We start from the raw sequence: 22353 nt of genomic DNA, 5'->3' as shown, positions 1-22353 counted from the left end.
CATGCCACCGGCACCAACGTCCTCGCGCGGAGGTCATCGGTCTGGTGGGACCCGCCGGAGGTCCTCGTGGACTGACCGGGCCGGCAAGGTTTGCCGGGGTGGACGGCGGTTCATGTCGGCAAGGTTTGCCGGGGGGGCGAGGCTTCGGGGCTCCCGTGCTCAGTGGCGGGGCGTGGCGCACACCCGCATGCCGATGAGGGCCTCACGCTGGGTGCGCTCCACACGGTCGCGATTGGCGGAGTGCGCCGTCAGGTCGCTCTGGTACCAGCTCCCGCCCTGCGCGGCGGGCTGCTCCGGTTCCACGTCGGAGCGCGTCCACTCCCACACGTTGCCGGCCAGGTCGTCCACGCCGAAGGGGCTGCGCGAGCGCGGGTGGCTGCCCACCTCGTCCGGCCCGAAGCCCCAGGACTCCCGCCCGTACGTCACGTCATGGTTGGCGTCGTCCGGAGCCAGCCACTCGCCCGAAGGGTAGCGGCGCCCATCCGCGCCCCGCGCGGCCCGCTCCCACTCGCGCTCCGTGCAGACGCGCGCGCCGGGCACCCGCCCTGTCCGGTCCAGCCAGGCCACATACGCCAGTGCATCGTCGAAGGAGATGGCCGACACGGGGAAGCGCAGCCAGTCCTGTACCGCGCGGCGGGTCCGCTTGCCGTAGCGCACCGGCTCTCCGTCCCGCGCACTGTAGCTCGCGGAGGCTGGCCGGAGGTTGAGGCGCCACCGGCCGTCCGCCTCCCGTGACAGGTCCACCACGCTGGAGCGCAGGCGGGCGCCCGGCATGCGCGCGGCGCGCTCGCCGGGGGCCAGTGTCTCCAGGAAGGCGATGTACTGGGCGAACGTCACCTCGTGCCGGGCGATGAGGTACGCGCTTGTCTCCACCGGGTGCAGGGGCGGCGCGAAGAAGAAGGACCGCCGCAGGTACTCGCTCTCCGACACGCCCTGGAGGAAGCGTCCCGCCGGCACGTAGACGAAGCCCTCCGGCACCGCGGCCGCTTCTGGCAGCGCCACCTCCAGGGAGAGGCGCTCGCCCGGCGCGAGCAGGACGGGCACGCGCACGGGGAAGCGTCCTGGCGCCTCCAACACCAGCAGATGCGAGCCCTCCCGCAGCTCCACGTCGCGCAGCGGCGTCTCCCCGAGGACGCGGCCCACGTCTTCGCTATCGTCCGGCCCGCTCCCCAACATCCTCACGCGCGCGCCCGGGGGCGAGCTGACCAGGGACAGTCGCGCTGGGGCCCCCAGCTGCTGACTCCGCCTTCCGGAGTCGTCATACACCGCCAGCCGCGCCAGCAACCGCGCGCGCTGCTCGGGCTGGCGCCACCGGGTGGCCTGGTCGATGTGCTCCGCCAGCAGGTCCGCCAGCGGCTCCTTCACACGGGCGCTTCCCGGGTCCAGGCCCCAGGCCGTCTCCAGCGCGGCCACGGCTTTCAGGGCACTTGCCTCCGCGCCCTGTTCCTCCTCCAGCACGCGGGACCACAGCGTCTCGGCGGCCTCGCGGCGCTCCAGCCCCGGGCTGTCGAAGAGGGAGAGGGACTCGGCGCGGAGCCGGTCCGCCTCCACGCCGCGCGCGCGGGCGGCATCCCGGTACCGCCGTGCCTCCTCCAGGTGCCCGGAGATGCGGTCCTCGAGCTGCGCGCGTGCCTGCACGCGGGTGACGCCCACCGCCGACAGCAGCACCAGCGGCACCGCGACGGCCACGGCCCACCGTGCGGCGCGGCGGCGGCGGAAGGTCTGCTCCGAGCGGGCGAGGAAGCCCCGCTCGCGGGGGCCCTCGGCGGCGGCTCCCACGGCGCGCACCTCCGAGAGCTGGCGCTCGCCGTAGAGCAGCTCCACGGGGCGGCCCAGGCGCTCCCACTCGGCGGCGGCGCGCTCCAGGCGGTGGCGCGCGGCGCGGCGCTGCTCGTCCTGGCCCAGCCAGCCGCGCAGCGTGTCCCAGCCCGTCACCAGGCTCTCATGGGCCAGGGTGTAGACGCCCTCGCCGCCCTCCGCCTCGCCCGCGGTCAGCAGCCGGCCGCGCACCAGTCCGTCCAGCACCGCGCGTCCGGTGGCGTCGTCGGGCCCGCGCAGCAGCTCCTCGCGGGTGCGGCGCACGCGCGTGCCCTCGGGAGTGACGAGCTCCAGCAGCAGCGCTCTCGCGCGCGGACGTTCCTCCGGTCGCAGGCGGGCCACCACCGAGTCCGCGTGCCGGGCCAGCGCGCCCTCCACGCCGCCGAGGGACTCCAGCGCGGCGGCGGGGATGAGGTGGCGCTCCTTGTCCCGCGCCTCCCACAGCGCCTCCAGCGCGAACTGGAGCATGGGCAGGCCTCCGTCGGCGCGGGCGGCGGAGGCGACGAGCGCGTCCACCATGGCGGGAGACTCGAAGCGCACGCCCAGCGCGCGGGCGGGGCCCTCCACGGCCTCGCGCAGCCCGTGCTCCGTCAGGGCGCGCACGAGGTACAGCGCGCGAGGCAGCTCCTCTCCAAGGCCGGGAAGCGCCACCAGTCGCGTGAGGCAGTCGCTGCGCGCGGTGGCCAGCACGCGGACGCGAGGGGCGCGGCGCAGCACCAGGGCCAGCTCCTCGGCGAGCCGCGCGGCCTGGGCGGGCTCGGAGAAGGTGACCAGCTCCTCGAGCTGGTCGATGAACAGCAGCACGGGTGGAGCGCTCGTGGGGCGGCGGCGCAGGGCGCGCGCCAGGGCCCCGGGTTCCTCGGCGGCCACGCGGGCCAACAGAGCGTCCGCGCTCTCTCCCAGCGCGGGGGCCAGTGCCTCCGCCAGCGCCTCCAGCGGGCGGCGCCCGGGAGTGCAGGAGATGACGGCGCGGGGCGGACCGCCCTCTTCGAGCCCGGAGCTGGCGGCGAGAGGCAGCACCCCCGCGCGGCACAGGGAGGACTTGCCCACGCCGGAGTCGCCCGCGAGCAGGACGAAGGCGTCCCCGCGCAGCCGGTCCATCACCTCGCGCAGCTCGGCCTCGCGCCCGAAGAAGACGCCGCGGTGCTCGGCGTCGAAGGCGCGCAGGCCCAGGTAGGGATTGCCGGAGGGCAGGGTGCCGGGGCGCTCGGGGACGGACAGGGCCTCCAGCGCCTCGCGCAGCGCGTCTCCGGACTCGAAGCGGCGGGACGGCTCCGCGTCGAGGCAGCGGTCCACCACGGCGGCGAGTCCGGGAGGAAGTCCGGGCGCGAGCGGGGCGAGCGGCGGAGGCGAACGCTCCAGCACCGCGCGGCCCAGGTCCTCGAGCGAGACGCCTTGATAGGGCGGAGCGCCCGCGCACAGCTCGTAGAGGACCACGCCCAGCGCGTACACGTCGCTCGCGCGGCTGGCGCCCTCACCGCGCCACAGCTCCGGGGCGAGGTAGAGCGGGGTGCCGGGCACGGACATCCACTGCTCCGGAGAGGACGTGCGCGTCACGCCGCTCGACGGTGCCGTCCCGAAGCGCTCCGGTGCAGCTCCACCGGACGGTGCAGTCCCGAAGCGCTTCGCTGCATCGCCGTCGGACGGTGCCGTCCCGAAGTGCTCCGGTGCAGCTCCGCCGGACGGTGCCGTCCCGAAGCGCTCCGGTGCGGCACCGGGAGCGGAGGCGGCCTCGTTCCTTCGGAGCGGTGACGTGTCGAGCGCGGCTGCGCCATCCGCGCGCAGCGGCCCTGTTGCATGCGCGGCGCCCGGTGGAGCGCGCTGCACGTCACCGGCCAGGGGCCGCGTGTCCACCACGGACGAGCCCGGCGCCACGGCCTCAGGCACGTCACCGGCCAGGGGCCGCGTGTCCACCAGGGACGAGCCCGGAGCCACGGCCTCCACCATCCCCCCAGGCGAGGGCCGCGCTCCGCCTTCCTTCGCGTGAGCCTCCGCGGAGTGGGGCAGCGGCCGCGTATCCACGGGCCGCGTCTCCCGCGCCTTCGGGTCCACGGGAGCCGACTCCTCCCGTGCGAAGGAAGCCTGCCCCGTCTCCCCATCGGAGCGCTGCACCTCTGCGCCCCGAGCCGCCTCGCGCTGCTCCGCGAGACCGAAGTCGAGCAGCTTCACCTCACCGTCCTCGGAGAGGATGGCGTTGGCGGGCTTGATGTCGCGATGGAGGACGCCGCAGCGGTGCGCGGCGGCGAGCCCCCGCGCCAGGCCGATGCCCAGCCGCAGCGCCTGCCGTCCGTCCACGGGGCGGGCCAGCCTGTCCAGCGGCTCGCCCCGCACCAGCTCGGACACGAGGTACGGCTGCCCGCGCACCTCGCCCACGCGGTGGATGGCCACCACGTTGGGGTGCTGCAGGCGCGCAATCGCGCGGGCCTCCTGGAAGAACCGGGCCCGGGCGTCCGCGTCCGGGAGCCTCCCGGCCGGCGTGGCGATGAACTTCACCGCCACCAGCCGTTCCAGCAGCGTGTCCTGCGCCAGGAACACCTGTCCCATGGCGCCACGCCCCAGGGGGCGGAGCAGCCGGTACTCCTCGAACTCGCGAGGAGGCTCCAGCAGCCCGGGGGCGGAGCTCATCCGGAAGAGGGCCCCTTCCGGGTGGGGCGTGCCTGGAGGCCCAATTGCTTCAGCTTGAAGGAGAAGGTGCGGATGGGCATGCCAATCAGCGCCGCCGCGCGCGTCTGCACGCCCTCGGCTTCATCGAGCGCCTCCTGCATGCGGCGGCGCTCCAGCTCGCGAATCTCCTGCGCCAGCGGCACCTTGGGTCCCCGCGAGGCCCCCTCTCCGGCCACGGCGGGCGCGGGAGGCTCCTGCTCCGGCGGAGGCTGCGGCTGTGCGGACGTGGCGGCCTTGCGGCTCAGCATGCGCGCCGGCAGGTGGTGCGGCTCCACCACGTCCCCCGTCACCGCCGCCGCCGCGTAGTCCATCAGGTTGCGCAGCTCGCGCACGTTGCCGGGCCAGCCGTGGCGCGACAGCGCGAGCAGCGTGCCCGCGGCCAGCACCAGCTCGCTGCGTCCCAGCGCCCGGCACGCGCGCGCCAGGAAGTCGCGGGCGAGCATGGGCACCTCGCGCGGGCGCTCGCGCAGCGGCGGCAGCAGCACGGTGGCGGCGCCGAGCCGGAAGTAGAGGTCCTCGCGGAAGCGTCCCGCCGCCACCTCCGCCTCCAAGTCACGATGCGTGGCGGCCACCACCCGGATGTCGATGGGCCGCTCGCGCACCTCGCCCACGCGGGTGATGCGGCGCACCTCCAGCGCGCGCAGCAGCTTGGCCTGCGCGGAAGGTGGCAGCTCGCCCACCTCGTCCAGGAACACGGTGCCGCCCTGGGCGCTCTCCAGCAGGCCGGTGCGCGTGGTGGTGGCGCCGGTGAAGGCGCCGCGCTCGTGGCCGAACAGCTCGCTCTCCACCAGCCCCTCGGGCAGGGCGGCGCAGTTGACGGCGATGAAGGGCCCGGAGGCGCGGGGCGACCAGTGGTGCACGGCGAAGGCGGCGTTCTCCTTGCCCACGCCCGTCTCGCCACACACCAGCACCGGCAGCTCGCTCGCGGCCAGCCGGCGCAGCAGCGCGTAGAGCTGCGCCATGGCGGGGTCCGCCACCAGCACGGTGCGCTCGCCCAGTGAGACTCGGGTGATGCCGTCCTCGGCGGAGGCCCAGGCGCCGGGAGAGGCCGTCTGCGCGGCGGTGCGCGCGGCGGCCACCAGCGTCTCCACGTCGCAGCCATCCGCCGGGCACGCGGAGAGGCCCAGCCGTGCCTGGGGACACGCGTCCAGCAGCGCCTCCACGCGCTCGCCGAGCCCCTCCTCGCCGGGCTCGCCGGACACCTCGGGCAGCACCCAGAGCAGGTGGGTGCCGTCGAGCCAGCCGGCCGCCTCGGCCGGGCCCGCGTCCGTCGCCAGCACCGTCTCCACGGCCTCGCGGCCCGAGGGGCCCGCATCCGGCAGCGCGAGCACCAGCATCGTCAGGGGGCGGCTGTAGCGCAGCGCGCGCTCCACCTCTTCGCGCAGCTGCCCCATCAGCCGGTCCGCCTCCAGGGCCCGGCGCGCGGGAGTGCCCCGCGTGCGTGCGCGCACCACCGCCACCACCGCGCCGAAGGAGAGGACGTCTCCGGACAGCACCGGCTGCGCGCTGTCCACGGGCCGGCCGTTGATGGACGTCCCGTTGTGGCTGCCCAGGTCCACCACGCGCGCGCCCTCGTCCGTGAAGAGGAGGCGGGCATGGCGGCGCGACACGCTGTCATCGCGCAGCCGCAGGTCGGCCTGCTCGTCGCGGCCCACCAGCACCATGCCCTCGTCGGGCAGGGGGAAGCGCCAGGAGGAGTCGCCCTCCAGCACCAGCAGATACGCGGCGCCAGACTCGGACGACTCCGATGTGGCCCCGAGGGGCCGGGTGTCGCGGGCACTGGGATGCGTGACGGACATCGCGCGTCCGTCCATGCTGGCACGCCCACGTCGAGGGGGGCAACCCGGGGGTGGCGGGGCGGGGTACCTCCTCCAGGGAGGTGTGGACCTGGCGCTCACCGGCGGAGCGTCATCGGCAGGCGCTCACCCGCGCGGGACAGGTAGACGCGGGACGCCAGACGGGTGCCATCACCCGAGGGCCGCACCACGGCCTGCCCCTGGATTCCAGACGCGCGCAGCAGCGAGTCCAGCAGCTCCTTGCGCGCCTCGGGCGCGTCATGCTCCACCTCCAGCACGCACAGCCGGGTGCGGCAGTCCACCCGCGTCAGACGGGAGCCGGTGAGCTCCGGCGCACGGAACGCTCCACTCACCTGTTCCTCGGTGCGGCCCGCCCACTCGGTGTCACGCGCCTCCGTCTGCACGGCGGCCTCCAGCTCGGCGTCCAGCTCCATCATCCGCTCCTTGCGCGCCTCCTCCGCCGCGGCCAGCTCCGCCACTCCTGGCCGTGCGCTCGCGGCGGGCAGCGCTTCCACTTCAGTCGAAGGCGACGGGACGGCCTGCGCGGCGGGGCTCCCCCCGGACTCCACCTGCCGCGTCAGGCGCCCCTGTCCCTGGCGCAGCGACTCCAACTCCGCGCGCAGGGCTCGCAGCTCACGCTCCAGCTCCGCGGGGGCCTGGGCCTCGGTGGCCACCGGGGGCGCGGTGGCCGTTTCCGGCGCATTCCCCCTCATGCTCCACGCTCCGGCGGCGGCCACCACGACGACGGCCGGACCCAGGACTCCCCAGCGGACCTGTCGCATGGGCGGTTACTCCGAGACCAGGAAGCTGGCGAGGACGGAGGGGTGCTTGACGGTGCCGATGGTGTACGTCCCCGGCAGCTCGCAGCGCAGGTTCAGGTAGCCGTTCGCGCCCGCGAACACCGAGGGCAGGTTGATGGCGAGGGACTTCGTGTTGGCGGTGTCCGCGGTACCCGCCGGCGTGCACGCCCGGTCAGAGGCCAGCGTGGTGCCGTCCTTCTCCGCCACGTAGCCCGTGCAGCAGACGTCGGCGGTGAGGTGCGGGTCATTCACGGTGACGGTGATGGACAAGTCCTCCGTGAAGGAGGGGATGCTGACGTTGCGCTGCAGCGGGCAGACCACCTCGATTTCGCTGGTCGACTGGTTGAGGAGGCGGCCGCTGCGGAAGATGGTCGGCGAGCTGAAGCCCGACACGACGGTACACATCGCACCGGCGTAGGTCGCCGTACCCGCGGCGGCGGGCAGGGCGCCCAGCAGGGCGAGGGCAACAACGGACTTCGTCACGAACCCGTGCGTCTTCTTCATGGGGATGTTCCTGGGACCACGCCTCTCCCGTGCGAAGCCGCGTCATGCGGGCCGGGGATGCGTGCGTGCCGACCCCTAGAGCAACGGTGATGCCAGCCCCGGACAGCGCGCCTTCCAGGGGAGACGCCGCCCGGCGCTGGCAAACCTTGCCGTCTCCGGGGCCGAGGGCCCGGCAATGCTTGCCAGCCCAGGCAGCAACCGCCGTTCTTCCACCGGCAGCACGGGCCGGCCGCCACCCGGCGTGCAAAAAACCGGGTGGATGATCCAGACGTAAAGTTCCCGGTAAACTGAAACTGAGTCGCTTCCGCAACGGAAGCACCGGAACAGCTTTTCGGGGGTTATTCGTGAAGGCATCAGTGATGAAGGGCCTGGTGTGGGCCTGTTTCCTGGGGTTTACGGCGGGCTGTGGTGGCGCGGAGGAGGTAGCAGTGGGGCAGGAGGGACCCGCCGCCTCCCAGCGGCTGGCCCTGGAAGAGGGCCCCGCGTCGGTGGCGCCCCCGAAGCCGGGCAGCCGGGGCCGGGAGTTCTGGCTCGCGGTTCCGACGAACGTGAGCAGTGGTTCGGCGACGGAGCTGACGCTGCGGATCAGCGGTGAGACGGCTGCCACGGGCACGGTGCGCATCCCCGGCCTCGTCCACGCGCAGGGCTTCTCTGTGGCGCCGGGGCAGGTGACGTCGGTGACGATTCCGGCGGGCGCCGCGCTGGCCACGGCCAACGGGGTGGAGAACAAGGGGCTCCAGGTCTCCGCGGACGGGGACGTCACGGTGCACGTGCAGAGCCGCGCCACCCGCTCCACGGAGTCCTTCCTGGCGCTGCCGGTGTCCGCGCTGGGCACGGAGTACGTGGTGGCCTCCTCCGGCTCCACGCAGGCGTCGAAGGGGACGCAGCTCTCGGTGGTGGGCACGGAGGCCGGCACGCGCGTCTCCTTCACGCGGCAGGGCAACACGTCCACCTTCACCCTCAATCAAGGTGAGGTCTTCCAGTACGCCGGCACCAACAATGGCGGCGCGGACCTGACGGGCTCCATCCTCACGGCGGACAAGCCGGTGGCGGTGTTCAGCGGCAGCCGGTGCGCCAGCGCGCCCGGCGCGTCCTCGGGCACCTGCGGCCTCCAGGTGGAGCAATTGCCGCCCACGAAGTCCTGGGGCCGCTACTTCCTGACGATGCCGCTGGCCGGCTCGCGCGGGGCGGACACCTTCCGCATCACCGCGTCGGCGGACGGCACCCGCGTCCGCGTCAACGCGAAGGAAGTCTCGCTGCGGCGCGGGCAGACGTACCAGACGAGCCTCCAGTCCGCGGGAGTCATCAGCTCCAACCAGCCCGTCCTGGTGGCGCAGTACGCGCACGGTGGCCCGTCGATGATGCTCGTGCCGCCCGTCGCCCAGTTCCTCAACGAGTACACGGTGACGGCGCCGCCCTCGACGGCGTCCGGCAAGAGCTACATCAACGTCATCGTGCGCGGGAACACGTGGCACCAGGTGATGGTGGACGGGAAGATGATTCCCCTGTTCAAGCTCCGGTACATCACCTGGAACTACTACGGCGCGCAGCTGGAGGTGACGCCGGGCACGCACCGGCTGACGTCGCCGCTGCCCTTCGGCGTCTCCGTCTACGGCGTGGGCACGGACGTGACGTATGCCTACCCGGGCGGCATGTCGCTGGTGCCCGTGGCGGCGGTGCACAGCCTGAAGCTGACGCCGCGCTACCGCATCGGCCAGGTCGGCGGCGAGGTGTGCGTGACGGCGAAGGTGGCGGACGTGAATGGCCAGGGCGTCCCCGACATCAACGTGGGCTTCACCGCGCTGCGCTGGCCGGTGCAGGCGGTGACGATTGCCACCGGCGCGGAGGGCGAGGCCGCGTGGTGCCAGACGCGCACCAGCCAGTCCTTCAACCTGCTGAAGGCCACCGTGAACGAGCAGGTGGAGTACGGCTTCATGGCCTGGAAGGTCAGCCAGTCGCCGCCGGTGGTGAGCGCGGGCTCGGACACGAGCGGCTGGGTGAACAGTGAGCTGACGTTGAGTGGCTCGGCGTCAGACCCGGACGGCAGCCCGCTCACGTACCAGTGGAGCGTCACCCCGGGCGAGGACGTGCCGCCCGGCGCCACCTGCACCTTCGGCTCGGAGGACCAGCTCATCACATCGTTCCAGTGCGACGCCGCCGGCACCTTCACGGTGACGCTGACGGCGAACGACGGCACCTCCTCGGTGTCCGCGAGCGCCCAGGTGACGCAGGCGTATGCCTCGGACGTGACGCTGTGCAACCTGCCGCGCTACACGCGGGACCTGGAGCGCGAGCTGTGTGGCTTCACGACGTACTTCGGTGACGACAGCGCCATCGTCGAGGCGTGGTTCACCGTGGACGGCGGCGAGCCGCTCGCCGTGACGCCGGACCTGAACGCCGGCTTCGTGCGCCTCCCCTACACCTTCACGGAGGGAGACCACGTCATCACCCTGACGGCCCGCAACGCCAACGGGCGTGTCACCACGAAGCAGGGGATGATGCGCGTGGACCTCACGCCGCCCGTCGTCACCGTCGTCTCTCCGCAGGAGCAGGCGGAGCTGGACAGCCCCATCGTGAACGTCACCACGGCCGTGGAGGATGAGAGCCCGGTGACGGTGACGACGCAGTTCGTGCACTCCACCACGGTGGAGAGCGGCACGGGCAGCGTCACCCACACGGTGGACCTGGTGAACACGGACTGGAGCATGGTGCTGGTGCAGGCGCGCGACGCGGCCGGCAACTTCACCGAGGTGCTCACGCCCGTGTACGTCCGCCCGTAACAGGCACCGCGGGGCGCCGGGAAGTCCGTCCGGCGCCCCGGGCACGCGGCTACGGCGTGGGGCTCGCGGGAGCGCTGCTGACGGCGGCCGGGTGGGCCTGCAGCGCCGGGGGCGAGGCGGTCAGCGCGCCGACGTAGAGCCGCCCATGGAAGCCGTCCTTCATGACCTCGGGAAACAGCTGCACGCCCGCGGCGACAGTAGAGGCCTGTCGCGCCTGCTTCGTCGGGCTGATGGCGAAGACGTCGCACTCCACGGCATCCCAGACGTTGTAGCGGCAGGAGAACTGGGAGCCGCGCGTGAAGCCCACGTCCAGCGCCTTCACGGAAGGAAGCGCCTTCGCCAGCCGCATGCCGAGCGGCTCGAAGTCACCATCCCAGCCCACATTCGCCGTGCGCACGTGCGTGCCACCGGCCAGCACCAGCATGAAGGCGTCGGGGGCCTTGCTCCGGTGCGCCAGCAGGTGCTTCGCCATCTGCGCCTCGCGCTCGTTGCCGCCGCCCTTCTCGGCGTCGAAGGCGACCAGTGACACGGCCTTGCCCGAGGCGCGCAGCCGGCGGGCCTGCTCCACCAGCCACAGCATGGCGCCGCTGCTGCGGCCGTCCTGGTGCACCCGGCGCCAGAACGAGCTGCCCCGCAGCAGCTCCTGCGCGTCGTGTGAAAAGCCCTCGCTGGCCAGGTACGTGTCGAGCAGGGGCTGCTCGGTGACGGGCAGCGACAGGGCCAGCGTCACCGGCAGCCCCTTGGAGGCGGCCTCGCAGAGGATGCGCAGGGCGGCCGAAGGCAGCTCGCGCGTGCCCAGCGGGTCGGCCAGCAGCAGCGTCTGTCCCTGGGCCAGCAGCGGCGCCACGCCGTCCACGGGAGCGCCGCACTCGGCCTCGAGGAGGGGGGCCGTCTCGCTCGGCTCCGCCCACCCCGACAGGGAGACGGAGCGGGCGGCCACGGAGGTGTTGCCGCCCACCAGCTCCAGCGAGGGCACCATCTCCAGCCGCTCCAGCAGCGTGTGCTCGATGCCCACGTCGCGGTTGCCGCGCACCAGCTGGAAGCCTTCCAGGGCCGGTGCGTCCTTGAAGGCACCGGCATCGCCCATGATGCGGTTGCCCTGCAGGTCGGGCGCGGACTTGTAGACCTGGTTGGCGTCGAAGGGGTGGCTGTTGTCGTCGATGGACAGCGCCGCGTCCCGGCCGCCCATGGCCATGGGCGGAATCTCCAGCACCCGGGTGCTCTCGTCGTAGCGGAGCCGGAAGACGCGGACGAGGGACTGGCGGGGCCCCACGCGCTCACCCTTGATGTAGTAGCGCTCCAGGGTGCGCGAGCCGAGGGTGCTCTTCCCGGGCTCATGGGCGGAGGTGAACATCTCCAGCCCGCCTTCCTTCTCCAGCACGTCGTAGCGCTGCTCCTCGAGGATGCGCCGGGTCATCATCATCGCGTCTTCGACGGGGACCAGGTACACCGTCTCCGTCTTCGGCGTCTCGTACTCGCCGGTCTCCTCGTTGGGGACCGCGCCCAGGCCGCGGGACAGGGTGGAGCACCCCGTCGAGCACACCAGTCCCAACCCCAGCAGCATCCCGTACCGACGCATTCGCATCCTCCTTGGCGCTCGGTGATTCTGCCACACCGGCCCACCACGCTCCCTGGCGGGCAACGTCGGAGGCCCCCCTGACATATCGCGACTGTCGAAAGGAGGGCGGGGCGGGCCGGGTGGGCAGCCCGTCCGGTCAGCTACCGAGCGGAGCGGGAGGCCGCGCTGACCGCGGTGCCCGCCTGCAGCGCTGGGGGCGAGGCGTTCAGCTCACCGACGTAGAGCCGCCCGTGGAAGCCCTCCTTCAGCGGCTCAGGGAAGAGCTGCACGCCGGGGGCGACGGTCGACGCCTGCCGCGCCTGCGCCGTGGGGCTGATGGCGAAGGTGTTGCACTCGACATCCTCCCAGACGTTGTAGCGGCAGGAGAACTGGGTGCCGCGCGCGAAGCCCACGTCCAGCGCCTTCACGGAGCGCAACGACTTCGCCAGCCGCACGCCCATGGGCTCGAAGTCCGCGTCCCAGTCCACGCTCGCGGTGCGCACGTGCGTGCCACCGGCCAGCACCAGCATGAAGGCGTCAGCGTTCTGCTCGCGGGCCTCCAGCAGGCTCTTCGCCATCAGCGCCTCGCGCTCGTTGCCGGCGGCCTTCTCCGCGTCGAAGGCGACCAGCGACACGGCCTTGCCCGAGGCGCGCAGCCGGCGGGCCTGCTCCACCAGCCACAGCATGGCGCGGCTGCTGCGGCCGTCCTGGTGCACCCGGCGCCAGAACGAGCTGCCGCTCAGCAGCTCCTGTGCATCCTGGGACGAGCCCGCACTGGCGAGGTACGTGTCGAGCAGGGGCTGCTCGGTGGAGGGCAGCGACAGGGCCAGTGTCACCGGCAGACCCTTGGAGGAAGCCTCGCAGAGCATGCGCAGGGCGGCGGAGGGCAGCTCACGAGTGCCCAGCGGGTCGGCGAGCAACAGCGTCTGTCCCTGGGTCAGCATCGGCGCCAGGCCGTCCACGGGGGCGCCGCACTCGGCTTCAGGTGACTGGGCCGTCTCGGTGGGCTCCGCCCAGCCTTCCAGGAGGACGGAGCGCGCGGGGACGGAGGTGTTGCCACCCACCAGCTCCAGCGAGGGCACCATCTCCAGCCGCTCCAGCAGCGTGCGCTCGATGCCGAGGTCCCGGTTCCCACGCGCCAACTGGAAGCCCTCCAGGCCCGGCGCGTCCTTGCACGGTCCGTTCAGGTCCATCAGCCGCTCGCCGTGCAGGTCCGGGGCGCTCTTGACGGCCTTGTTGGTATCGAACGGGTGGGTGTTCTCCGCGACATGCTTCTCCATCGCATGCCTGCCGAAGTCCCTCATGCCGAACTCCACCTCCTGCTCCATCTCGTTGTAGCGGAGCCGGAAGACGCGGACCATCGTCTGGCGGGGCCCCACGCGCTCACCCTTGATGTAGTAGCGCTCCATGGTGCGCAGGCCGACCTGGTTCATCCCGGGCTCATGGGCGGAGGTGAACAGCTCCAGGCCGCCCTCCTTCTCCATCACGTCGTAGCGCTGCTCCTCGAGGATGCGACGGACCATCATCATCGCCTCCTCGGCGGGGACCCGGTACACGGTCTCCTGCTTCGGCGTCTCGTACTTGCCGGTCTCCGGGTCGGGCACGGCGCCGAAGCCCCGGGTGAGTGTTGCGCAGCCGGTCGTCGTGCACACCAGTCCCAAGCACACCGCGTACAGACGCATCGCAACCTCCAGGGGGTATGAGCATGCGGTCTGCCACCCCGCCGCCGCCCGGCTTCTCCCGAACAACGCTCCTGGCGTCGGGCACATATCGGCCCGGCTCCCCGGCGGGTTGGTGCGCGGGGCGGGCTTGTAGTGAAGTCCTGGCCGTGACTGCTCCCGCCAGCCCTGTCGCCGAGTCCCAGGCGCGTCCCGTCGGTCCGCTCCAGCTCCTGGCGCTCGGCGTCAACGGCATCGTCGGCGTCGGCATCTTCTTCGCCCCGGCGCAGGTCGCCGCCCAGGCGCCCGGCGCGAGCGCCATCCTCGCCTTCGCGCTCACCGGGCTCGCCCTGGTGCCGGTGGCCTTCGCCTTCGCGGTGCTGGGACGCCGCTTCGACTCGGACGGCGGGCCGGTGGTCTTCGCGCGCGCGGCCTTTGGCGAGCGGGCCTCCTTCCTCGTGGGCTGGGTGGCCTATGTCAGCGCCTTCCTGAGCACCTCCGCGGTGGTGGCCGGGCTGACCCACGCCCTGGCGCCCTCGCTGGGACTGGCGGGGCCCCTGGGGCAGCGGGCCCTGGCGTCCCTCCTGGTGACGGTGCTCGCCGGTGTCGTCGCCTCGGGCATCCGCGTCTCGGCGCGGGCGTGGACGTCGCTCACGGTGCTCAAGCTGCTGCCGCTGGCCGCGCTGCTCATCGCCTTCCTCGCGCTGCCGGGCCCGCGTCCCCTGGTGGCGGTGGCGAGCGCCATGGACACCGCGTGGCTGCGCGCGGGGCTCACGGTGATGTTCGCGTACCAGGGCTTCGAAATCGTCCCGGTGATTGCCGGGCAGGTGCGCTCGTCCTCGCGCAGCGTGCCCCTGGCCACGGTGGGCTCGCTGCTGGCCGCGGTGCTCCTCTACGTGGGCCTGGTGTGGGCGTGCGTCGTGGCGCTGCCGGCGCTGGCGTCGTCACCAGCGCCGCTGGCCGAGTCGGCGGGTGTGTGGGGCGGGCCCGGCCTGGCGTGGTGGGTGGGGGCGGGCACCAGCATCTCCGCGCTCGGCATCTGCCTGGGGATGATGGTGACGACGCCGCGCTACCTGTCGGCGCTGGCGTCCGGGGAGCGCACGCTCTTCGGGATGGAGGCCATGTCCCCGGCGGGCGTGCCCGTCCGGGCGCTGGCCGTCACCTGGGGACTGGTGCTGCTGTTCGTCAACCTGGGCGACCTGTCCGAGCTCTTCGCCCTCTCCAGCATCGCGGTGCTCATGCAGTACGGCGTCACCGCCGCCGCGCTGGCCACGCTCTCCTGGCGGCGCGAGCGGGGCCTGCGGCCGCTGCACGCGGTGCTGGCGGTGCCCACGCTGGCGCTGGGCCTGACGCTGGTGGCCTTCGGCGCCACCTCGCGCGAGGCCGCCACCACCGCGCTCACGGTGGTGGCGGGCCTGGTGCTGCTGCGGCTCGCGAGGCCCCGAGTCACCGCCGGGACCTCACCCGCCACCGGAACCTAGAACTGGCTCCAGAGGTACTGGTTGGTGATTTCGTGGTGGAACTGGATTTCCGACGACTTCACGCGGGCGCCCAGCTGCTTCGGGCACCGCTCGGCGGAGGCCGTCTTCAGCTCGGCGAACTTGCCCTGCACGTTCTCACCGAGGATGCCGGCGACGAACTGGCTGCCCTTGAAGAGGCGGATGGCGTCGAAGATGTTGTCCGGCAGGAAGCGGGTGCGGCTGCGCTTGGTCTCCGCGTCCTCCTGCGGCTGCGGGCCCTCCAGGCCGGTGCGCAGCAGCGTGTAGAGCACCATGTACGGGTTGGCGTCCGGCGCCACCGAGCGGCACTCGACGCGCGCGCTGCGCTCGTTGCCGTAGGGGATGCGCACCATGGCGCCGCGGTTGTTGGCGCTGGCCTTGATCTGGTTCGGCGCCTCGAAGTGCGGGTCCAGCCGACGGTACGCGTTGACGCTGGAGTTGAGCACCAGGCAGATGTCGTTGGCGTTGTTGAGGAGCCGGTCGATGAACTCCCAGCCCATGGCGCTCAGGTTGTCCTGGCCGCCCTTGTCGTAGAAGAGGTTCTTGTTCCCCTTCGACAGCGACATGTTCATGTGCATGCCGTTGCCGTTGACGCCCGTCACCGGCTTCGGGAGGAAGCTGGCGGTGGTGTCCATCTGCGCGGCCACCTGGCGGCACAGCAGCTTGTAGAGCTGGATCTGGTCGGCGGAGATGAGCGCCTCGCTGTACGAGAAGTTCATCTCGAACTGGCTGGGGGCCACCTCGGGGTGGTCCTTCTCGTTCTGGAAGCCCATGGCGCGCTGCGCCTCGGCCGCCTTGTCGATGAACATGCGCAGCGGGTCGCCGGGTAGCGAGTGGTAGTAGCCGCCGGTGGAGATGAAGTCGAACTTGCCCGTCTCGTGGAAGTGGCGCTCGGCGTCACGGCCCTTGAAGAGGAAGCCCTCCACCTCGGGCGCCGCGTGGAAGACCAGGCCGTCCTTCTGGTACAGGCTCTCGGTGATGCGCTTGAGCTGGCCGCGCATGTCGGCGTGGTACGGCGTGCCGTCGCGCTCCAGCACCTCGCTGAACACCAGCACCTTGCCCGGGCCGAAGATGTCCGAGGGCAGCCAGTAGAAGGAGCCCCAGTCGATGTTCAGCCGCAGGTCGCTCTCGGCCTGCTGCGAGAAGCCGCGGATGGAGGAGCCATCGAAGGTGAGGTTGTCGGCGCTCTTGAGCAGGAACTTCTTGTCGTAGTCCAGCATGTGCATCCGACCCTCGAGGTCGGTGAAGCACACGGTGACGGCCTTCAGCCGGCGCTCGTCGGTGAGGTACTTGAGGCGCTCCTCGCGAATCTTGTCCGCCGACTCGTGCTTGACGCGCTGCTCCTTCACTCGGAGGTTGTTCTCCTCCAGCTCGTCGTAGGGAATCTCCAGGAACGTCCGCAGACCCTTCGTCTCCATGTCCGTGCCTCCCAGGCCGGGTTCCACGCCGTAAACGCGGCGGGTCAAATCCGTGGGCGCAGGTATTTACATTTACTGGCCGGAAATCAAGCCTAGATTTCAAGTCCTGAAGCCTAGAAACGTGGGTCCACAAAGCTTAGAGCCCGTTTGAGAACACTCCGACAGGCCCCAAGGTAGGGCGGAGTGGTGGGCCGTGGACACTGCGCGCGGTTCACGGCCCGTGTGCCTGGCGGGGGAGTAGACACGCGGGCTTGCGATGCCAGGGGGTGGTTCCGAAGATGCCGGCATGAGCTCGATGTGGGTCCTTGAGACGCCCGCGCCTCCCCCGGACGCGCGAGTCCCCTACGGCTCGCTGTCCCACCAGTTCGGGGACTTGCGGCTGCCGTCCGGTCCGGGGCCGCATCCGGTGGTGGTCGTCGTCCATGGAGGCTTCTGGCGCGCGAAGTACGACCTGGAGCACGTGGGCCACCTCTGCGCCGACCTGACGCAGCGGGGCGTCGCCACCTGGAGCCTGGAGTACCGCCGCGTGGGCCACGACGGAGGGGGCTGGCCCGGCACGCTGGAGGACGTGGCGCTCGGGGTGGACTTCCTGCGCACGCTGGAGCGCTCGCACGCGCTGGACCTCGCGCGCGTGGTGGCGCTGGGGCACTCGGCGGGCGGGCACCTGGCCCTGTGGCTGGGTGCGCGTCACCGGTTGCCAGCCGGTGGCCCACTCCACCGCGAGGACCCGCTGCGCCTCCGTGGCGTCGTCTCGCTGGCGGGCGTCGTGGACCTGGTGTGTGGCTTCGAATGGTGGCTGGGGGACGGCATCGTGGACACGTTCCTCGGGGGCTCACCCGTGTGCGTGCCCGAGCGCTACCGCACGGCCTCGCCCGCGGCGCTCCAGCCGCTGGGGCTGCCGCAGGTGCTCGTGCACGGCACCGGGGACGACACCGTGCCCGTGGCCATGAGCGAGGCCTTCTGTGCCCGGGGCCGCGAGCTGGGAGATTCCGTGCGCTGCGTCCCGCTCCCTGGCGCCGGGCACTTCGAGCTCATCGACCCCCGCTCTCGTGAGTGGCCCCAGGTCGTGGAGGCGGTGCGTTCGCTCCTGTGAGCTGGCGATGGCCCGCCCATGAAGTGCGTGTCGGTAGCGCGAAGCGACGATTGGGGCTCAGGCCTCAATCCTGAGAGAGTGTTCTCATGACTGTTCTCTGGCTGGTCCTGCTGGCGCTCGCGGCCCCCAACCCATCAGTGATGGATGCTCCCGTAACCTCCTTCACCTTGGAGTCCGTCAAATCCTCCGAGCCAGGGACTCATGTCGGGCAGGAAGCGATTGCGGGCAAGGTCCGAGCGGGAAAAGCCTTCACACGACAGCAGAAGGAAGTCGTGAAGCAGAAGAATGCGCAGGTGAACGAGGGCAAGACCCGCTGCGAGAACTGCGATGTGGAGACGGTTCCGGCCAGGAAGCACGAGAAGGGCGTGACACCGCCCTTGAACGAAACCCAGGTCGACCACAAGGTTCCCAAGTCCAAGGGCGGTGCGGGTGAGGTTGATAACGGCCAGGTGCTCTGCCGGGACTGCAACCTCAAGAAGGGAGACACGCTTCCGTCCAGTGAGGACGTGCCATGAGCGCGCCTCTCGCCGATGACCGGGTCAAGGTGGTCGTCAAGCTGGACAAGGACGAGCACGACTACCCTCCCGCGGACTACGAGGGCCTGTGGGCGCGCCCTCTCGGAGATGGCGTGTTTCAGATAGACAATGTTCCCTTCTTCGCCAGGGGCATTGCCTGGGGCGACATCGTCTCGGCTTCCATGGTGGAGCAGGAGCTCCGTTTCCAGGAAGTCGTCAGGCCCTCGGGGCACAGCACGCTGCGCCTCATCATCCATGACGAGCAAGACGTCCCTTCCGTCAAAGCCCTCCTCGAAAAGCTGGGGTGCTCCATCGAGCGAAGCCACATCCCGGGCCTCATCTCCGTGGACGTCCCCCCCACCGTGCCCATGGCGACCGTGAGACCTGTCCTGGAGGAAGGAGAGGCCCAGGAGCGCTGGGGCTATGAGGAGGCCTGCCTCGCGTCGTGACGGCGGTGGGCCTGTTCCACCCGCCGTCCTCAGCGGCCTCCGCCGAGCCTGCGCCGCAACCTGCTCCTCCAGGTGCGTTTCGGGCCGCCGCGATACGCAGTCGCGGCGGGCACGCGCAGGTCCACCTCCGTCCCCGAGTCGCCCCGGCGCCAGATGTCGAGCTGCGCTCCAATCTTGCGCGCTCGCTCCCGCATGCCCGCCAGGCCCCAGTGTCCCGGCCGTCCGCCGGCAGTGAGGACCTCCGCGTCGATGCCCCGCCCGTCGTCGCGGACGCGCAGGCGCAGCACGTCGTGGCCATAGGAGATCTCCACCTCGATTCGCCGCGCGTCGGCATGCTGGAACGCGTTCACCAGCGCCTCGCGACCGATGCGGAAGACCTCGTCGCACACGAGCGGGGCCAGCGTCGTGGGTTTCCCCTCCACGACCACGTGGAAGCCGGTGGGGCGGTGGTCCTGCACCAGCTCCTCGCCCACCCTTTCGAAGGCGCGGGACAGCTCGCCGAGCTCTTCCATGGGCGTGCGCAGGCCCTTCACCCGGTCTCTCCCCTCGACCAGGAGGTCGTCGGCCCGGTCCAGCGCCTTCTCCATCGAGGCGCGCGCGGGCTCGCCCTCCGGAATCTTCTCGGCCTCCGCCTGGAAGCGGAGAATCAACCCGTGGATGCCCTGCAGCAGCGTGTCGTGCAGCTCGCGGGCGATGCGCTCCCGCTCCTGGTGGCGCTCCTCCAGCAGCCCCCGCGTGTGGGCCCGCACCTGGCGCAGCCGCATCAGGTACAGCAGCCACAGCGCCGCCAGCACCGCGGCGAAGCCCAGCGCGCGGAACCACCGTGTCTGGAAGAAGGCCGGCGGCAGGACGAGCTCCAGCGTCGCGCCCGTCTCGTTCCACACGCCGTCGTTGTTGGCGGCGATGACCTGGAAGCGATACCGCCCGGGGTCCAGGTTCGTGTAGTACGCCTCGCGCCGCGTGCCGACGTCCTGCCACGTCGCGTCCACGCCCTCCAGCCGGTAGCGGAAGCGCACGCGCTCGGGGATGGAGAGGCTCAGCGCCGTGTAATCAATCTCCAGGCTCATCGCCCGCTCCGGCAGGGTGCGCGACGGCCCGGTCCCGAGCCGCTGTCCATCCACGCGCACCGCGCGAATCGCCACCGGTGGCGGCAGCGGATTGCGGAACATGCGCGTCGGGTCCAACCACACCACGCCATTGCTGGTCGCGAACCACAGCCTGCCGTCGGTGCCCTGCACGGCGGTGGGCAGCGGGCGCAGCAGGGTGGGGCGGGCCGGCAGGCCATCGAGGAAGTCGAAGCGCTCGCTGCTGGCGCGATATCCCGGCTCCGCGACGGCGCGCGCCACCTCCTTCGCGCGGAGGTGGAAGATGCCCGGCACCGCGTGGACCCACAGGCCGCCGTCCGGCAGCTCCAGGATGCCGGCGACCCCGCGCAGCGGCTCGCCCCCGGCCACGAGGAGCGGCTGGAAGCGCTGCCCGTCGAAGTGCGCCAGGCCGAACTGCCCGCCCGCCCACACCCTGCGTCCGCCCCGCAGCGCGGTCACCAGTCCGACGTCGAGTCCATCCGCCGTCCCGAAGCGGCGCACCTCACCGGAGTCGACCCTGACAATCATGTTGCCGCGGTAGCCCAGCCAGACGCGGCCCTGGGCGTCGGTGGCCGCGCTATAGACGCGGTCCTTCGCAGTGGTGCCGAGCCGCTCGCTCATGGAGTTCCACACGCCGTCCTTCAGGCGGAACAGCCCGGCTCCGCTGATGCTGACCCACAGCCCACCCTCCGCATCCGCTGACATGGCCTGGACGGTGGGCCCGTCGAGCCCGGGGGGAAACGCGGCGACATGCACCGGCCGGCCGTGCTCGATGCGCCAGAGGCCATCCGCGGCCCCCAGCCACACGGTGCCCTTCGAGTCCCGGTGCGCGCAGTGGACGGGGGGCCCGAGGCTGGCGAACTCGACCTGCTTGCCGTGCAGCCGCATCAAGGGCCGGTTGGTGGTCCCCGCCCAGATGGCGCCGTCCTCGCCCGCGGCCAGCGCGAAGTCATGGGCGCCCCGCGGGAACTCCGCCAACACCAGCGCGCTATGGCGGAACCGGTCGAGCCCTCCGCTGGTGCCGACCCAGATGTTGCCCTCGCGGTCCAGGATGAGCGGCCAGGCGTAGTCCGCGCTGAGGCCTTCCTTCTCGGTGAAGGGCTCCGCGACCAGGCCCGGCCGCTCGGGGTGGGACACCCGGCGCAGGCCATCTCCGAGCGTGCTGACCCACAGGCTGCCCTCACGGTCGAACGCCATCCCGCTCGACACCACCTCGAGCCGCTCGGTCGAAGGGTGGAGCTCTCCTGTCGGGAGCACGACGGGACGCACGCTGCCATCCAGCTCGGCGGCCCATATCGTGCCATCGGGCGCCTGCGCGAGCTTCCCCACCCACCGCACTCGCGCGCCCGTCTCGCGAAACGCCTGGCCGCCCTTCGGAAGGAACACGAGCGTCTCATTCGCCGCGACCCACAGCGTGCCGTCGCGGTCGACGAGCAGGGTGCCGCCCCGCGCGCCGGGTTGCTTCCTGTCATCACCCACGCGATGCCAGCGTCCGTCCCGCAGGCGGAACAGTCCGTCCGCCATGGTGAGGGCCCAGGTTCCCCCGTGGGTGTCGACGGCGAATGACACCACCTGACTCCGGGCCAGCCCCTCCGCCTCACCGAAGTGGGTGACCTGCCCGTCCTTCAGCCGGGCCGCGCCCCCGTGCTGGAAGCCAATCCACAGCCCGCCGTCGGGCGCGGCGTGCAGCGTCTGGATGGTGGTGAGCGGCGCGCCGTTGGAGGGCTCGAACCGCTCGAAGCGGACGCCGTCGAAGCTGTACAGCGTCGACGCCGTGGCCAGCCAGAGGAAGCCGTCCCGCGTCTGGGCCAGGGCGGAAATCTGACCGGGGGCGCCCTCCTTGATGGTCCACCGGGAGTGGTAGAACTGGCCGATGCCGCGGTCGCGGCCATCCGGTTGGGCGGTGGCGACCGAGCCGCACAGCAGGAACACGCACAGTGTCAGCGCGCTCCACTGGAGCGGCCGGGTCCAGCGATGGCTCGTTACGTCCTTCATCCGACCCAGGAGGGCTCCTATATCGGAAGTATCCTCGATACCTTCCACCATCCCACGTCAATCCACCGAGGGTCGCGATGAGCTCCGCGGACTCACCCATTCGCATCCTGGTCGCCGATGACCATCCGCTGCTGCGAGAGGGGCTGGCGGCCATGGTTGCCGGCCAGGCGGACATGGCGCTGGTCGCCGAGGCGGAGAACGGCGAGCAGGCCGTCCAGGCCTTCCGTGAGCACCGGCCCGACATCACGCTGATGGACGTGCGGATGCCCACCATGGGCGGCATCGACGCGATTGCGGCCATCCGCGCGGAGTTCCCCAGCGCGAGAATCATCGTCCTGACGACCTACCGGGGCGATGCGCAGGCGCTGCGCGCCATCAAGGCCGGCGCGTCCGGCTACCTGCTCAAGAGCATGCTGCGCAAGGAGCTGGTGGAGACGATTCGCGGCGTGCACGCCGGGCACCGCCGCATCGACGTGGCCATCGCCTCGGAGCTCGCCGAGCACCGGGCGGACGACGAGCTGACGCAGCGGGAGCGCGACGTCCTGAGCCAGGTCGCCGCCGGCGGCGCCAACAAGGAGATCGCCACCCGGCTGGGCATCTCCGAAGAGACGGTCAAATCCCACGTGAAGAACGTCATGAACAAGCTCGGCGCCAGTGACAGGACGCAGGCGGTGGTGGTCGCGCTCAAGCGGGGCATCATCGACATCTGAGCGCGACCCGC

General features: G+C 71.8%; 14 protein-coding genes. 6 read left to right on the top strand and 8 right to left on the bottom strand.

Features of this window, described 5'->3' with window-relative positions; translation table 11 throughout:
- Nucleotides 1-159: 159 nt before the first annotated feature.
- From G4D85_RS05210 to G4D85_RS05195, 4 genes are all read right to left on the bottom strand, one after another.
- Entirely contained in the window at nt 160-4443 is a 4284-nt protein-coding gene (locus tag G4D85_RS05210) for an nSTAND1 domain-containing NTPase (RefSeq protein WP_164008448.1), read from the bottom strand.
- Nucleotides 4440-6281, bottom strand: a complete 1842-nt coding sequence (locus tag G4D85_RS05205) for a sigma 54-interacting transcriptional regulator (RefSeq protein WP_205525422.1) — start codon at nt 6279-6281, stop codon at nt 4440-4442. The genes G4D85_RS05210 and G4D85_RS05205 overlap by 4 nt, the downstream gene beginning before the upstream one ends.
- A 95-nt stretch (nt 6282-6376) precedes the next feature.
- Nucleotides 6377-7060, bottom strand: coding sequence for a hypothetical protein (locus G4D85_RS05200; protein ID WP_164008439.1), 684 nt, complete (start codon nt 7058-7060; stop codon nt 6377-6379).
- Between the two features lie 6 nt (nt 7061-7066).
- Entirely contained in the window at nt 7067-7582 is a 516-nt protein-coding gene (locus tag G4D85_RS05195) for a hypothetical protein (RefSeq protein ID WP_164008436.1), read from the bottom strand.
- Between the two features lie 359 nt (nt 7583-7941).
- Here G4D85_RS05195 and G4D85_RS05190 point away from each other — a divergent pair, with 359 nt between their 5' ends.
- Entirely contained in the window at nt 7942-10362 is a 2421-nt protein-coding gene (locus tag G4D85_RS05190) for an IgGFc-binding protein (protein WP_205525421.1), read from the top strand.
- 49 nt (nt 10363-10411) lie between these two features.
- Here G4D85_RS05190 and G4D85_RS05185 read toward each other — a convergent pair whose 3' ends face one another.
- Entirely contained in the window at nt 10412-11941 is a 1530-nt protein-coding gene (locus tag G4D85_RS05185) for a hypothetical protein (RefSeq protein ID WP_164008432.1), read from the bottom strand.
- 140 nt (nt 11942-12081) lie between these two features.
- Nucleotides 12082-13602 (bottom strand): hypothetical protein, encoded by a 1521-nt coding sequence (locus tag G4D85_RS05180; RefSeq protein WP_164008430.1) that lies wholly within the window; start codon nt 13600-13602, stop codon nt 12082-12084.
- A gap of 146 nt (nt 13603-13748) precedes the next feature.
- On the opposite strand from G4D85_RS05180, the gene G4D85_RS05175 reads away from it, so the two are divergent.
- Nucleotides 13749-15059: an APC family permease gene (locus G4D85_RS05175; RefSeq protein ID WP_240359074.1), complete on the top strand. Its 1311-nt coding sequence runs from the start codon at nt 13749-13751 to the stop codon at nt 15057-15059.
- Here G4D85_RS05175 and G4D85_RS05170 read toward each other — a convergent pair.
- Complete coding sequence (locus G4D85_RS05170) at nt 15056-16495, bottom strand: glutamine synthetase family protein (protein WP_164008425.1); 1440 nt, start codon at nt 16493-16495, stop codon at nt 15056-15058. The two genes, G4D85_RS05175 and G4D85_RS05170, sit on opposite strands and share 4 nt — an antisense overlap.
- 286 nt (nt 16496-16781) lie before the next feature.
- Here G4D85_RS05170 and G4D85_RS05165 point away from each other — a divergent pair, with 286 nt between their 5' ends.
- The 3 genes from G4D85_RS05165 (at nt 16782) to G4D85_RS05155 (ending at nt 18552) form a co-directional block, all read left to right on the top strand.
- Nucleotides 16782-17588, top strand: a complete 807-nt coding sequence (locus tag G4D85_RS05165) for an alpha/beta hydrolase family protein (RefSeq protein ID WP_164008423.1) — start codon at nt 16782-16784, stop codon at nt 17586-17588.
- Nucleotides 17589-17674: 86 nt separating this feature from the next.
- The gene (locus G4D85_RS05160) at nt 17675-18103 is read left to right on the top strand and encodes an HNH endonuclease (RefSeq protein ID WP_164008421.1); all 429 of its coding nucleotides are present in this window, start codon (nt 17675-17677) and stop codon (nt 18101-18103) included.
- Nucleotides 18100-18552, top strand: a complete 453-nt coding sequence (locus G4D85_RS05155; protein WP_164008419.1) for a DUF4265 domain-containing protein — start codon at nt 18100-18102, stop codon at nt 18550-18552. Before G4D85_RS05160 ends, G4D85_RS05155 begins: the two co-directional genes overlap by 4 nt.
- Before the next feature lie 29 nt (nt 18553-18581).
- Here G4D85_RS05155 and G4D85_RS05150 read toward each other — a convergent pair whose 3' ends face one another.
- Nucleotides 18582-21632, bottom strand: a complete 3051-nt coding sequence (locus tag G4D85_RS05150) for a sensor histidine kinase (RefSeq protein ID WP_164008417.1) — start codon at nt 21630-21632, stop codon at nt 18582-18584.
- Between the two features lie 77 nt (nt 21633-21709).
- On the opposite strand from G4D85_RS05150, the gene G4D85_RS05145 reads away from it, so the two are divergent.
- Nucleotides 21710-22342 (top strand): response regulator, encoded by a 633-nt coding sequence (locus G4D85_RS05145; protein ID WP_164008415.1) that lies wholly within the window; start codon nt 21710-21712, stop codon nt 22340-22342.
- The last annotated feature ends 11 nt before the right edge of the window (nt 22343-22353 follow it).

The sequence above is a fragment of the Pyxidicoccus trucidator genome, assembly GCF_010894435.1.
Taxonomy (GTDB): Bacteria; Myxococcota; Myxococcia; order Myxococcales; family Myxococcaceae; genus Myxococcus; species Myxococcus trucidator.
This window is presented reverse-complemented; position numbering and strand designations above follow the sequence as displayed.